The sequence below is a fragment of the Pseudomonas sp. St316 genome, assembly GCF_018325905.1.
GTDB lineage: Bacteria > Pseudomonadota > Gammaproteobacteria > Pseudomonadales > Pseudomonadaceae > Aquipseudomonas.
In genome coordinates this window covers 218,948-231,984 of the sequence record NZ_AP021901.1, presented here as the reverse complement: position 1 = coordinate 231,984, position 13,037 = coordinate 218,948, and the positions used below count along the sequence as shown (strand labels likewise).

The window sequence follows — 13,037 nt, the reverse complement described above, 5'->3', positions numbered from 1 at the left end:
ACTTGTGATGCTGATAATCTGTTGACTAGCAGTCTGACTCCACAAGCACCCACACGAATTGCTTGATTCAGTTGTTAAAGAGCGGTTGGCTGAGTCTTTCGTCTCAACCGAGGCGCGCATTCTACAGCGCCCCGTGTATCTGTCAAGCGGTTATTTTCAGAAGTTTTCAAAGTTTCCTTTTCAACTTCAACCACTTGCGCTTTCGATCTCTCGTTAGCGGGAGGCGAATTCTACAGCGTTACTCGCTGCTGTCAACACCTCTTTTTCACCGCTTTCGACCGAGAAGATCGAACCGCCGATAGAGCCAAACTACGCTGCTCTACCTGCTCCTTCCGGACTTCGATGATCTGAAGCCCAACACCCTCGAAACCTACTTAACTCATTGAATCTCAAGGAGTTTTCCGTTTCGACTGCGCCGGAAGTGGGGCGAATTATAGACTTCCAGAATCTGCCGTCAACCCCTAATTACGCTTTCCTATCAATAAGTTGCGTAACACTGGCAAAACCGCTGCTTTCGCCCTTAAGAACCGCCCTCTATATAGAAGAGAAGACTCATAGGACCCCCGCCTCCCTGAACGCCGCCACCGCGGCTTCGTCCAGCCCCAACACTCGCTGCAAGACCTCCAGCGTATGCTCACCCAATAAAGGAGGCGCATTGCGATATTCCACCGGCGTCTCGGAGAGTCGAATCGGACTGGCCACCTGCGGCACACTACCAGCCAGTACGTGAGGCAGCTCCATCGCCAATCCACGCGCCTGCACCTGAGGATCGGCAAACACCTGGGCAAGGTCGTTGATTGGCCCACACGGCACGCCCGCCTGCTCCAATTGAGCCACCCACTCAGCAGTAGTCTTGAACACCGTCGCCTGGCGAATCAACGGAATCAACACCGCCCGATTCGCCACCCGCAGCTTGTTTGTGGCAAAACGCGGGTCATCAGCCCACTGAGGTTGGCCGGCAACCTCAGCGAATTTTCGGAACTGGCCGTCATTACCCACCGTAAGGATGAAATCGCCATCGGCCGTAGGAAAATCCTGATAAGGCACGATATTCGGATGAGCATTGCCCAACCGCTTCGGCGCATTACCTGTGGCCAGGTAATTCATCGCCTGATTGGCCAGGCAGGCCACTTGAACATCCAGCAAGGCCATATCGATGTGCTGCCCGCCGCCGGCATGATCACGATGCGCCAGTGCCGCTAAAATAGCAGCAGTCGAATACAGCCCCGTGAGGATATCCGTCAGCGCGACCCCCACCTTCACCGGCCCCGCACCCTGATCGCCCTCAGGGCGGCCGGTCAGGCTCATCAAGCCCCCCAGCCCCTGAATCATGAAGTCATACCCGGCGCGCTTGGCATAAGGGCCGGTTTGGCCAAAACCGGTAATTGAGCAATAGATCAATTGCGGATTGATCGCCTTTAGCGACTCGTAGTCCAGACCATAGGCCGCCAGCCCGCCAACCTTGAAGTTCTCGATCAGAATGTCGGATTTGGCCGCCAGCTCTCGCACCAGCCGCTGCCCCTCTGGGCGCGTGAAATCAATGGTCACCGACTGCTTGTTGCGATTGGCCGACAGATAATAAGCAGCCTCGGTCGTGTTATCGCCTCGAGCATCCTTCAGGAAAGGCGGCCCCCAGGCACGCGTGTCGTCACCGTTGCCGGGGCGCTCGACCTTGATGACATCAGCCCCCAGGTCCGCCAGGATCTGTCCGGCCCACGGCCCGGCCAGGACCCTCGATAAATCCAACACCCGCAGATGCGAAAGCGCGCCCATGAACGTTCTCCTATTAATAGAACGCCTGGATACCGGTTTGCGCACGCCCCAGGATCAGCGCATGAACGTCGTGGGTACCTTCGTAGGTGTTTACGACTTCCAGGTTCACGAGATGACGAGCGATGCCGAACTCATCGGAAATACCATTGCCGCCCAGCATGTCCCTCGCCATGCGAGCGATATCCAGAGATTTGCCGCAGGAGTTGCGCTTCATGATCGAGGTGATCTCGACCGCCGCCGTGCCTTCATCTTTCATACGCCCCAGACGCAGGCATCCCTGCAAGGCCAGCGTGATTTCGGTCTGCATGTCGGCCAGCTTCTTCTGGATCAACTGATTGGCAGCCAGCGGACGCCCAAACTGCTGTCGGTCCAGCGTGTACTGGCGGGCGGTATGCCAGCAGAACTCAGCCGCCCCCAAGGCGCCCCAGGAGATGCCATAACGCGCCGAGTTCAGGCAAGTAAACGGGCCCTTCAGGCCGCGGACATCGGGAAAAATGTTCTCTTCCGGAACGAATACGTTGTCCATCACGATTTCACCAGTGATGGAGGCGCGCAGGCCGACCTTGCCATGAATAGCCGGCGCACTCAGGCCCTTCCAACCCTTCTCGAGAACGAAGCCGCGGATATCGCCAGCGTCGTCCTTACCCCAGACGACAAAGACGTCGGCGATCGGACTGTTGGTAATCCACATTTTGCTACCCGTCAGGCTGTAGCCGCCTTCCACTTTGCGTGCACGAGTAATCATCGCGCCCGGGTCGGAACCATGGTTCGGCTCAGTCAGACCAAAGCAACCGATCCATTCACCAGACGCCAGCTTTGGCAGATACTTCTGTTTTTGCGCCTCGGTACCGAATTCATTGATCGGCACCATGACCAGCGACGACTGCACGCTCATCATCGAGCGATAACCGGAATCGACGCGCTCCACTTCACGAGCGATCAGGCCATAGCTGACGTAATTCAGCCCACTGCCGCCGTACTGCTCAGGAATGGTTGCCCCCAGCAGGCCCACCTCACCCATCTCGCGAAAAATCGCCGGGTCGGTCTTCTCATGGCGAAACGCTTCCAGCACCCGCGGCGCGAGCTTCTGCTGGGCGAACTGCTCGGCAGTGTCGCGGATCATGCGTTCTTCTTCGGTGAGCTGCTGATCCAGCAACAATGGATCGATCCAGTTGAAGCTCGCTTTACCGGCCATGAAAGAGTCCTCGCCAATTAAATGAAAATCGTGGATTGATCCTAGGCGCGCTTTCCTACAAGGGCAAACGAGGATTGCGCACTATCTTGTGCTAATTTCTCACTCCGTAAACGCCATAAACCCCGTTTATGTCGATATTGAGTGAGGCTTGCGTACATGCGCCGTAAAATCCCCAGCACCACCGCCCTGATCAGTTTCGAGGCTGCCGCACGTCATGAGAGCTTCACCAAGGCGGCACACGAGCTTTCTCTTACGCAGGGCGCTATCTGCCGACAAATCGCCAGCCTGGAAGACTTTCTCAGCGTGGAGCTTTTCCGACGCTCACGTCGAGGCGTCAAGCTGACTGAAGCCGGCCTTTCCTACAGCCGCCGAGTTGCCACTCAACTGGATGCCGTCGAGCGCGACGCTCTTTCAGTGATGGGGCATACCGGTGCGAACGTGATCGAACTGGCCGTGGTCCCAACCTTTGGCACTCAATGGCTGCTACCCCGCCTCAAGGATTTCCAGCTGCAGCATCCGGAAGTCACCGTCAACCTGACCAACCGCACACGACCCTTTCTCTTTGCGGACACAGAGTTTGATGCCGCCATCTATTTTGGTGATGCGGACTGGTCCGGTACCGAATCCCACAAACTGATGGGCGAAAATCCGATGCCGGTATGCAGCCCTACCTTATTGGGAGACCGGACGAGCCTGGCACCAGAGGCCATCGCCGAATTGCCCTTGCTCCAGCAAACCACTCGTCCGTATGCGTGGCGCCAGTGGTTCAACGCCCAGAACCTGAACATTGCACGAGACCTGACAGGCCCACGTTATGAACTATTCTCCATGCTTGCCCAAGCGGCCATGCACGACATGGGGATTGCGCTGATTCCGCCCTTCTTGATTCAGCGCGAGCTGGCAGAGCAACGACTGGTCGTGGCCAACCGTAGCGCGTTATCGAGCATCAAGGCGTACTACCTGATGATTCCGGAGCGAAAGGTCGAATCCGCCTCTCTTCGAGCTTTTCGCGATTGGCTTGTGAAGCAAGCAAACAACTATCATCTTGATTAATAACGAAAAACCTAAAAAGGAGTTAGGTAGTAAACTAACATATGACGCTACAGATATAAGTTTATGTCGCATTCAGTCAATCTGTTATGAAACCCGTGCATTAGTCTCCAAAGCGTTTAAATACATGGCTTTGAGCCATATTCCGTAGCGCATCGGGGCCTATTCATCTGGCCGATGGGAAAAATTGTCAATTTGAACCTGAATCCCTGGAAAGCACCGCCTACAAAGGGCTCCGATCGATAATTGCGACATTCGGTCACAGGGTGACTTGTAGTTAATTTTCCGTCACCCGTCATAATCCCTTGAAGGGCTGAATTTTCGCCTGCAAAATGCCGCGCCCCGCCTGGTTTGGCGGGATCGTGCTGATCGGCCGCCCCAGCCGCACCATCCGAAGTGCCTGGGTTTACTCAATAAGATCACGCAGGAGATTTGACGTGCACATTGGTGTTCCCCTCGAAACCCAAACGGGTGAAACACGGGTTGCTGCTACCCCGGAAACCATCAAGAAGCTGATCGGCCAAGGCCATGAAGTCACTGTTCAAAGCGGCGCCGGCATCAAGGCCAGCGTTATCGACAGTGCCTATGAGGCAGCGGGCGCAACCATTGGCAGTGCCAATGATGCATTCGGGGCCGAACTGATCCTCAAGGTGGTCGCCCCCAGCGACAGCGAACTGACGCTGATCAAGAGCGGCACCGTTCTGGTGGGCATGCTCAATCCGTTCAACAACGAAACCATCGCCAAGTTGGCCGAACGCGGCATTACCGCTTTCGCCCTTGAGGCCGCGCCACGGACCTCCCGTGCCCAGAGCCTGGATGTGCTGTCGTCTCAAGCGAACATTGCCGGCTATAAAGCCGTGCTGCTGGCCGCCCATTACTACCCGCGCTTCATGCCGATGCTGATGACCGCCGCAGGCACCGTGAAAGCGGCGCGCGTGCTGATTCTCGGTGCGGGCGTGGCCGGGTTGCAGGCGATTGCCACGGCCAAGCGCCTGGGCGCTGTGATCGAGGCTTCGGATGTGCGTCCGGCAGTGAAGGAACAAATCGAATCCCTCGGCGCCAAGTTCGTCGACGTGCCTTATGAAACCGACGAAGAGCGTGAATGCGCTGTCGGCGTGGGCGGTTATGCCCGGCCCATGCCAGCCAGCTGGATGCAGCGCCAGGCCCAGGCCGTGCACGAGCGCGCCAAGCAGGCAGACATCGTCATAACCACCGCATTGATCCCGGGACGCAAGGCTCCGACGCTGCTGAGCGCCGAAACCGTCGCGCAGATGAAACCGGGCTCGGTGGTCATCGACCTCGCGGCAGCCCAGGGCGGTAACTGCCCATTGACCGTGGCCGACCAGGTCGTGATCGCGAATGGCGTGACCATTTGCGGCCCGACCAACCTGGCCGGTGAGGTCGCGGCCGACGCTTCGGCGCTATACGCCCGCAACCTGCTGGACTTCCTGAAGCTGGTCTTCACCAAGGAAGGTCAGTTCGACGTGAACCTGGAAGACGACATCGTCGCCGCGTGCCTGATGTGCCGCGACGGCCAAGTCATCCGTAAAAACGCCTAAGCAGGGATTCAGACAATGGAAGAGCTTATCTCCCCCGGTATCTACAACCTGATCATCTTTGTGCTGGCAATTTATGTCGGTTATCACGTGGTCTGGAACGTTACACCTGCGCTGCACACGCCATTGATGGCGGTGACCAACGCCATTTCGGCGATCGTGATCGTCGGCGCCATGCTCGCCGCCGCGCTGACCGTAACGCCTCTGGGCAAAACCATGGGCACCCTCGCCGTGGCACTGGCCGCGGTCAACGTATTCGGTGGCTTCCTGGTGACGCGCCGCATGCTTGAGATGTTCAAGAAAAAGGCCCCGAAAGCCGTAAAAGAAGAGGCGCCCAAGTAATGAGCATGAACCTGGTAACGACGCTCTACCTGATCGCGTCGATCTGCTTCATCCAGGCCCTCAAAGGCCTGTCGCACCCCACCACCTCTCGCCGTGGGAACCTGTTCGGCATGCTCGGCATGGCGCTGGCGGTGCTCACCACCGTAGGCCTTATCTATAAGCTCGGGGCTGAGCTGGCCACTGCCGGCATCGGCTACGTCATCGTCGGCCTGCTGATCGGCGGCACCGCCGGCTCGATCATGGCCAAGCGTGTCGAGATGACCAAGATGCCGGAGCTGGTGGCGTTCATGCACAGCATGATCGGCCTGGCGGCGGTGTTCATTGCCATCGCGGCGGTAGTCGAGCCGCAGTCCCTGGGTATCGTCAAGCAGTTGGGCGATTCGATTCCGGCCGGTAACCGTCTGGAGCTGTTCCTCGGCGCGGCCATTGGTGCAATCACCTTCTCCGGCTCGGTGATCGCTTTCGGCAAGCTCTCGGGCAAGTACAAGTTCCGTCTGTTCCAGGGCGCACCAGTACAGTTTGGTGGCCAGCACAAGTTGAACCTGATTTTGGGCCTGGCCACACTGGGCCTGGGCTTGACCTTTATGTTCACCGGCAACCTGGGCGCGTTCGCCTTGATGCTGGCCCTGGCGTTCGTGCTGGGTGTGCTGATCATCATCCCGATCGGTGGCGCCGACATGCCGGTGGTGGTCTCGATGCTCAACAGCTATTCCGGTTGGGCCGCAGCGGGTATTGGCTTCTCTCTGAACAACTCGATGCTGATCATTGCCGGTTCGTTGGTAGGTTCGAGCGGTGCGATCCTGTCGTACATCATGTGCAAGGCGATGAACCGTTCGTTCTTCAACGTGCTGCTTGGCGGTTTCGGCAACACCGCGGATGCCGCAGGCCCGGCAGGCTCCAAAGAAGCCCGCCCAGTGAAATCCGGCTCGGCTGACGATGCGACTTTCCTGCTGACCAACGCCGACACGGTGATCATCGTCCCAGGCTATGGTCTGGCGGTGGCGCGGGCGCAGCACGCGCTGAAAGAGCTGACCGAGAAGCTGACTCACCACGGCGTGACCGTTAAATACGCGATCCACCCGGTGGCCGGTCGCATGCCCGGGCACATGAACGTATTGCTGGCCGAGGCCGAAGTGCCTTACGACCAGGTGTTCGAGATGGAAGACATCAACTCCGAGTTCGGCCAGGCCGACGTGGTGCTGGTGCTGGGCGCCAACGACGTGGTCAACCCGGCGGCGAAGAACGATCCGAAGTCGCCGATTGCCGGTATGCCGATCCTCGAAGCGTTCAAGGCCAAGACCATCATCGTCAACAAGCGCTCCATGGCCAGCGGCTACGCGGGTCTGGACAACGAGTTGTTCTATTTGGACAAGACCATGATGGTGTTCGGTGACGCCAAGAAGGTCATCGAAGACATGGTCAAAGCAGTGGAGTAAGCCTCACCGCTTCGCCATCAACGCCCCGACTTGTCGGGGCGTTTTGATTTGTATCAAGGCCGAACGTTACCGATCCGGTAATAATGTTTTGCCTGAAACGCCCGTAATAGAGGCCTTAAATGCGACCTTTGTAGCGGGTCGGGCACAGCGCGAATTCACTAGACTGCGCATCTTGCTTTCCAGCCCGAGATAACAACCTATGTACCGTGATCGCATCCGCTTGCCTTCGTTGTTGAATAAAGTGATGAGCGCTGCCGAGGCAGCCTTGTTGATTCAGGACGGCATGACCGTCGGCATGAGCGGCTTTACCCGCGCCGGAGAAGCGAAAGCAGTGCCCCACGCCCTGGCTGAGCGCGCCAAGGTCACTCCGCTGAAAATCAGCTTGATGACCGGTGCGAGCCTGGGGAATGACCTCGACAAGGAACTCACCGAAGCCGGCGTGCTGGCGCGACGTATGCCATTCCAGGTCGACAGCACGTTGCGCAAGGCGATCAACGCAGGCGAGGTGATGTTCATCGACCAGCATCTCTCGGAAACCGTTGAACAACTGCGCAACGGCCAGCTCAAGCTGCCCGACATTGCCGTGATCGAAGCGGTGGCCATCACCGAGCAAGGGCATATCGTACCGACCACATCGGTAGGTAACTCGGCCAGTTTCGCCATCTTCGCCCGGCAAGTGATCATCGAGATCAACATGGCCCACAACCCGAACCTGGAAGGGCTGCATGACATCTATATCCCGACCTATCGCCCGACCCGCACCCCAATCCCCTTGGTGAAAGTCGACGATCGTATTGGCAGCTCCGCCATCCCGATCCCGCCGGAAAAAATTGCCGCCATTGTCATCACCCATCAAGGGGACTCGCCTTCGACCGTCGCGTCACCGGACAGCGACACCCAGGCCATCGCCGATCATCTGATCGACTTCTTCAAGCAGGAAGTTGCGGCCGGGCGCATGACCAACAAGCTCGGGCCATTGCAGGCCGGGATTGGCAACATCGCCAACGCCGTGATGTGCGGGTTGATCGACTCCCCGTTCGAAGACCTGACCATGTACTCCGAGGTCCTGCAGGACTCGACATTTGACTTGATCGACGCCGGCAAGCTGAGCTTCGCCTCCGGCAGCTCTATCACGTTGTCGAGTCGACGCAACGCCGATGTGTTCGGAAACCTGGAAAGGTATAAGGAGAAACTGGTCCTGCGCCCGCAGGAAATTTCCAACCACCCTGAGGTCGTACGCCGCCTCGGCATCATAGGTATCAACACCGCGCTGGAGTTCGACCTATACGGCAACGTCAACTCCACCCACATCTGCGGCACTCGGATGATGAATGGCATTGGCGGTTCGGGGGATTTCGCCCGCAACGCCCACTTGGCGATTTTCGTCACCAAATCGATTGCCAAGGGCGGCGCCATTTCCAGTGTCGTGCCGATGGTCAGCCATGTGGACCATACCGAACACGATGTCGACATCCTCGTGACCGAGATCGGCCTGGCCGACCTGCGTGGCCTGGCGCCAAGGGAGCGGGCACGAGTGGTCATCGACAACTGCGTGCACCCGTCCTACCGCCAAGCGTTGAATGATTATTTCGAAGCAGCGTGCGCATTGGGTGGGCATACCCCGCATATCCTGCGCGATGCACTGAGTTGGCACGTCAACCTGGAAGAAACCGGGCGCATGTTGGCCGTCTGATACAGCTGGATCACGGCTATCGCAAATACAGTTTTGATTGAAGGCTGGCGTCCGAGCCTGAACCGACAAAAACTGTACTGCTGTACCGGTGTTTTCTTACAGTCTTTTCCCACGAAACACCCGACAGCCACCTAAAATGCACCAATATCGTGCGAACAGGTACAGTTGCTTCAATATCGACCAGTACACCGCTCTTTAACAGTTAACTGGTCTCTCACAATACAGGTGAACTGTATCTAGAGAGACTGGCCAAACGAGAGGATCATGGGCACCAGTTAAACCACTACCTAATCCCGCCACAAGCGGAAGGATGTCAACCATGGAACGTACACTCAGTTCCGAGCTGTTTTTCGAAGACAAAGCTGAAAAAAACCAGGCTTCCCTGCCTCTTCGCGTTATCGCTAACCTGATGTTGTGGCAGCGCCGCATCGCCAGCCGCCACCAACTGGCTCGTCTGGATTCGCGCCTGCTGGCTGACGCCGGTATCAGCGAAGCACAACGTTACGAAGAGCTGAGCAAGCCGTTCTGGCGCTAACTTAGCGTCGCTGGCCCTGACCCACCGGGTCCACCGCCAGCACCGAATTGAACAAAACAAGACCCGTCGCGGGAAACCGCGACGGGTCTTGTCGTTTCCGGCTCCGTTTTTTGGATGACCGGAGAGATATAACAGTTTTCAGATAATCTATAACACACCAGTACATTTTATCTTGAGCCGTAGCGCCCAATGCGGGCATCATGCAGCCAATGACTGTCGAAAGGGCTGTCGGCCAACGCGTTCTACCCTAATATCGATGCGAGCGTGGCGAAGCGAGTCGAGCATGCGTCTCTTCTTCCAGCTACACGCACCGGCATTACCTCATTCTTCAAGGAGTTTCCTCATGATCCGTCTTCGCCTGCTCAGCGCAGTTGCCCTGCTGGCCGTAGCCGCCCACTCCAACGCCAGCAGCTTTATCGTTACCACTGACTCCATCGTCGGTGCACTCAAGGCCTCGTCCGACGCGACTTCCGACGCAACTTCGTCACTGCGGGACAACAAGATCGTTCAAGCCGCCCGTGATGACGCCGCCAGCTTCGTGGCCAGCGAAGGGGCCATCCGTGGCGTGAAACTGGAAAGCGCCCTGGATTACATCCGCCAGCAGGCACCACAGCTCAACGCCACCGATGCACAGCTGGCCCAGGCCATTCTGGTGATCTGATGCAACATGAAACATCGGGCACCAAATGGTGTTCCGATGTTTCAGCACTGGCTCTGGCCCGCAGGTTTGCGCTAGCCTTTAGGCTCGCCATCAACCGTCGAGTCCCATGCGTTTTTACTCAGATCTGTTTATCGCGTCTTTCTTCGTAGTTTTTTGCTGGTCTGTTCCGGCCCATGCTTTCGATGTGTCCACCCAGCAGGTGGTGGTCAGCGGCTATGCCACAAGCATGGTGACCTCTGCGCCCTTCGACCATAAACTGATCGTCGCCGCTCACGATGACGCTGCGGCCTTCATTGCCAGCGACGGGCAGTTGCGAGGTGCACAATTGGAGTCGGCCCTGGATTACCTACGCCGGGCCCAGCCAAAACTTCACGTCAGCGACCTTGAACTGGCACAGGCAATTCTCGTCCAATAGTTATCCTTATTTCTCCGGAGTCGTTCCATGCGTAGCCCGCTGATTGCTGCCGCCCTAAGCCTGCTGGTGTTGGCCGATGTGGCCCAGGCACATACCCTGGTAGCCACCAGTAACATCATCGTTCGCGCTTCCCAGCGCACGATTGATTTCACTTCCGACACCACCACCTCCATCCGTGATTCGAAAATCGTCCGCGAAGCCCACGACGATGCGGCCAGTTTTGTCGCCAGCAATGGTGAAATTCGTGGCGCTCATCTCGAGGCCGCCTTCGACACCTTGCGCGCCCGCGTGCCGGAAGCACGCGACGCCAGTGACCAGGTTCTCGCCGAAGCCATCCTCGCATTGTGAGGCGGTTCGCCGCCTGGCTGGCGGCCGGGGTCTTGCTGCTCACGGGCAGCATGGCCCAGGCCGGCCTGCAACTGCACCTCAACGTCGAAGGACTGAACCCGGCGCAACAGCAGGCCAGCCAGGCGCTGCTCGATGAAGCCATGCAGGCTCTGCCGCCGCGCTTCATTGAGCGACTGGATCGACGCATCGATGTCGGCTGGACCGACCAGATGCCGGCCAACGCCTACGGCCAGGCCTCGCTGGTGTCGCAACTGGACCTCAATAGCAACCTGCTCGACAGCCTTGTCGATGGCAGCGCCGCAACGCAAAAGACCCATCGACCCCACGGCACCGTACGACGGGAAATGCTCGCCACCGTCGTGCACGAACTGACCCACATTTATGACCGCTCGCGTCTATGGCCAGATGCCGAGCGTACGTTGATCCAGCGTTGTACTCGACGTAACAGCAGCGCCGGGTTGATCGGCCTTCCCGATGAATGCCGGGGCGAGAACGACCGCCGCTTCACCCTTAGCGATGATCCGCGCTTGCTGGACCTCGCTGGCTGGCCACAATATGTCGGCCGGCGCGGTGAGCGGGAACAGCACAACCGCCAAGTCGCCCGCAGCCCGGATCTCTACGAAACGAGCAGCCCCAAGGAGTTCGTCGCGGTCAACATGGAGTACTTTCTCCTCGACCCGAGCTACGCCTGCCGACGCCCCGCCCTGTATCGCTATTACCAGGAACACTTCGGCTGGGCACCCGCCGCCAAGGACACCTGCGCCAAATCGTTCGCGTTCCTCAACGCCGGCAATGACTTCGCCAAGACGCCACTGGGCAAGGTTGATCCAGAGCGGGTCTATGCCATTGATTACCTGCTGGCCGAAGCCAACCAGAACTGGGTGAGCCGCTGGGGCCACAGCATGCTCCGGCTGGTGATCTGTGCACCGGGTCGCCCACGTGGCCCGGACTGCCGACTGGATCTGGACCAACACCTGGTGCTGTCGTACCGCGCGTTCGTCGGCGATGTGCAGCTATCGAGTTGGGACGGGCTGGTCGGCAAATACCCGTCGCGCCTGTTCGTATTGCCGCTGGCCCAGGTGATCGATGAATACACCAAGACCGAACTGCGCAGCCTGGCATCGGTACCGCTGAACCTGTCGCGCACCGAGATCGAGGAGACGGTCGAGCATGCCGCCGAAATGCATTGGAGCTACGACGGCAACTATTACTTCCTGTCCAACAACTGCGCCGTGGAAAGCTTGAAGCTGCTGCGCAGCGGCAGCAATAACGCGCAGCTGAACGGCCTGGACAGCATCATGCCCAACGGCCTGCTGGAAGTACTCAAGGGTCGGGGCCTGGCGGATACCAGCGTGCTGGATGATCCCAAGGAAGCCTTGCGCCTGGGCTACCGCTTCGACTCATTCCGCGAGCGATACCAGGCGATGTTCGATGTGCTGAAGAAGTATCTGCCGATCAAGCAACAAACGGTGGAAGACTGGCTGGCTCTGGACGCCGATGAACGCCACGCCTGGTTCGAACAGGCCGACCTGCGCACCAGCGCGGCGCTGTTGCTGCTGGAACAGGCCAGTTATCGTCGGCAACTGTTGTTGGCGCAGGATGAAGTCAAACAGCGTTACCTCGGAGCCCGTGAATTGCAGAATGGCGGCATGGAAAGGGCTAACGCCACGCTGCAGCAAATCCTCGCCAACAGCGGTTTCCTGAGCCGCCCGGCGGAACTGCTGGGCAGCAGCGGCTACGGCTTGCCGCAACCCAGCGAGTGGCAACGCTTGGAATCAGAAAGCAGCTTGCGTCAGAAGCAGCTTCAAACGCTGACAGGCGACCTGGACAAGGAAGTCCGGGCGCTGCTTGAGCCGAGCCGCGCCGCTGAAATTGCGGCGAGCGAGGCCAATGTGAAAGCAATCGGCGAGCATTTGCGCAAGTTGCACAAGGCGGGGGGCGGGTTGGAGTTGCCCTGACCCCTTCGCCACAAGAGCAGCGCTAAGGCCATAAAAAAGGGGTTCAGAACCCAGTTCCGAACCCCTTTTTTCGTG

The 13,037-nt window shown here is 58.4% G+C and carries 12 protein-coding genes; 10 read left to right on the top strand and 2 right to left on the bottom strand.

Translation table 11 applies throughout. The features are described from left to right. Positions 1-552 precede the first annotated feature (552 nt). The gene (locus KI237_RS01070; protein ID WP_212798435.1) at positions 553-1,773 is read right to left on the bottom strand and encodes a CaiB/BaiF CoA transferase family protein; all 1,221 of its coding nucleotides are present in this window, start codon (positions 1,771-1,773) and stop codon (positions 553-555) included. A gap of 13 nt (positions 1,774-1,786) precedes the next feature. Next, complete coding sequence (locus tag KI237_RS01065; RefSeq protein WP_014335919.1) at positions 1,787-2,968, bottom strand: acyl-CoA dehydrogenase; 1,182 nt, start codon at positions 2,966-2,968, stop codon at positions 1,787-1,789. 156 nt (positions 2,969-3,124) lie between these two features. Here KI237_RS01065 and KI237_RS01060 point away from each other — a divergent pair, with 156 nt between their 5' ends. From KI237_RS01060 to KI237_RS01015, 10 genes are all read left to right on the top strand, one after another. Then, complete coding sequence (locus tag KI237_RS01060) at positions 3,125-4,021, top strand: LysR family transcriptional regulator (protein ID WP_212798434.1); 897 nt, start codon at positions 3,125-3,127, stop codon at positions 4,019-4,021. A 434-nt stretch (positions 4,022-4,455) separates the two neighbouring features. Then, positions 4,456-5,577: a Re/Si-specific NAD(P)(+) transhydrogenase subunit alpha gene (locus KI237_RS01055; protein WP_212798433.1), complete on the top strand. Its 1,122-nt coding sequence runs from the start codon at positions 4,456-4,458 to the stop codon at positions 5,575-5,577. Between the two features lie 15 nt (positions 5,578-5,592). After that, the gene (locus KI237_RS01050; protein WP_003187010.1) at positions 5,593-5,916 is read left to right on the top strand and encodes an NAD(P) transhydrogenase subunit alpha part 2; all 324 of its coding nucleotides are present in this window, start codon (positions 5,593-5,595) and stop codon (positions 5,914-5,916) included. After that, positions 5,916-7,352 carry an NAD(P)(+) transhydrogenase (Re/Si-specific) subunit beta gene (locus tag KI237_RS01045; protein ID WP_030139190.1) on the top strand — a complete coding sequence of 479 codons (1,437 nt, stop codon included), beginning with the start codon at positions 5,916-5,918 and terminating at the stop codon, positions 7,350-7,352. The genes KI237_RS01050 and KI237_RS01045 overlap by 1 nt, the downstream gene beginning before the upstream one ends. Positions 7,353-7,551: 199 nt before the next feature. Further along, the gene (gene scpC, locus KI237_RS01040; protein WP_212798432.1) at positions 7,552-9,045 is read left to right on the top strand and encodes a succinyl-CoA:acetate CoA-transferase ScpC; all 1,494 of its coding nucleotides are present in this window, start codon (positions 7,552-7,554) and stop codon (positions 9,043-9,045) included. 319 nt (positions 9,046-9,364) lie between these two features. Beyond that, entirely contained in the window at positions 9,365-9,580 is a 216-nt protein-coding gene (locus tag KI237_RS01035) for a DUF1127 domain-containing protein (RefSeq protein WP_003187014.1), read from the top strand. A gap of 343 nt (positions 9,581-9,923) precedes the next feature. Then, the gene (locus KI237_RS01030; RefSeq protein WP_212798431.1) at positions 9,924-10,241 is read left to right on the top strand and encodes a DUF2388 domain-containing protein; all 318 of its coding nucleotides are present in this window, start codon (positions 9,924-9,926) and stop codon (positions 10,239-10,241) included. Between the two features lie 106 nt (positions 10,242-10,347). Next, positions 10,348-10,656: a DUF2388 domain-containing protein gene (locus tag KI237_RS01025; RefSeq protein WP_212798430.1), complete on the top strand. Its 309-nt coding sequence runs from the start codon at positions 10,348-10,350 to the stop codon at positions 10,654-10,656. Between the two features lie 27 nt (positions 10,657-10,683). Continuing rightward, positions 10,684-11,004 carry a DUF2388 domain-containing protein gene (locus KI237_RS01020; RefSeq protein ID WP_212798429.1) on the top strand — a complete coding sequence of 107 codons (321 nt, stop codon included), beginning with the start codon at positions 10,684-10,686 and terminating at the stop codon, positions 11,002-11,004. Further along, positions 11,001-12,962 carry a DUF7844 domain-containing protein gene (locus tag KI237_RS01015; protein WP_212798428.1) on the top strand — a complete coding sequence of 654 codons (1,962 nt, stop codon included), beginning with the start codon at positions 11,001-11,003 and terminating at the stop codon, positions 12,960-12,962. The genes KI237_RS01020 and KI237_RS01015 overlap by 4 nt, the downstream gene beginning before the upstream one ends. Positions 12,963-13,037: the final 75 nt, after the last annotated feature.

Bases quoted from the DNA above. Each gene is read 5' to 3' on its own strand.
- KI237_RS01070 (WP_212798435.1), bottom strand. From the start codon at position 1,773: ATGGGCGCGCTTTCGCATCTGCGGGTGTTGGATTTATCGAGGGTCCTG.
- KI237_RS01065 (WP_014335919.1), bottom strand. From the start codon at position 2,968: ATGGCCGGTAAAGCGAGCTTCAACTGGATCGATCCATTGTTGCTGGAT.
- KI237_RS01060 (WP_212798434.1), top strand. From the start codon at position 3,125: ATGCGCCGTAAAATCCCCAGCACCACCGCCCTGATCAGTTTCGAGGCT.
- KI237_RS01050 (WP_003187010.1), top strand. From the start codon at position 5,593: ATGGAAGAGCTTATCTCCCCCGGTATCTACAACCTGATCATCTTTGTG.
- KI237_RS01045 (WP_030139190.1), top strand. From the start codon at position 5,916: ATGAGCATGAACCTGGTAACGACGCTCTACCTGATCGCGTCGATCTGC.
- scpC (WP_212798432.1), top strand. From the start codon at position 7,552: ATGTACCGTGATCGCATCCGCTTGCCTTCGTTGTTGAATAAAGTGATG.
- KI237_RS01035 (WP_003187014.1), top strand. From the start codon at position 9,365: ATGGAACGTACACTCAGTTCCGAGCTGTTTTTCGAAGACAAAGCTGAA.
- KI237_RS01030 (WP_212798431.1), top strand. From the start codon at position 9,924: ATGATCCGTCTTCGCCTGCTCAGCGCAGTTGCCCTGCTGGCCGTAGCC.
- KI237_RS01025 (WP_212798430.1), top strand. From the start codon at position 10,348: ATGCGTTTTTACTCAGATCTGTTTATCGCGTCTTTCTTCGTAGTTTTT.
- KI237_RS01020 (WP_212798429.1), top strand. From the start codon at position 10,684: ATGCGTAGCCCGCTGATTGCTGCCGCCCTAAGCCTGCTGGTGTTGGCC.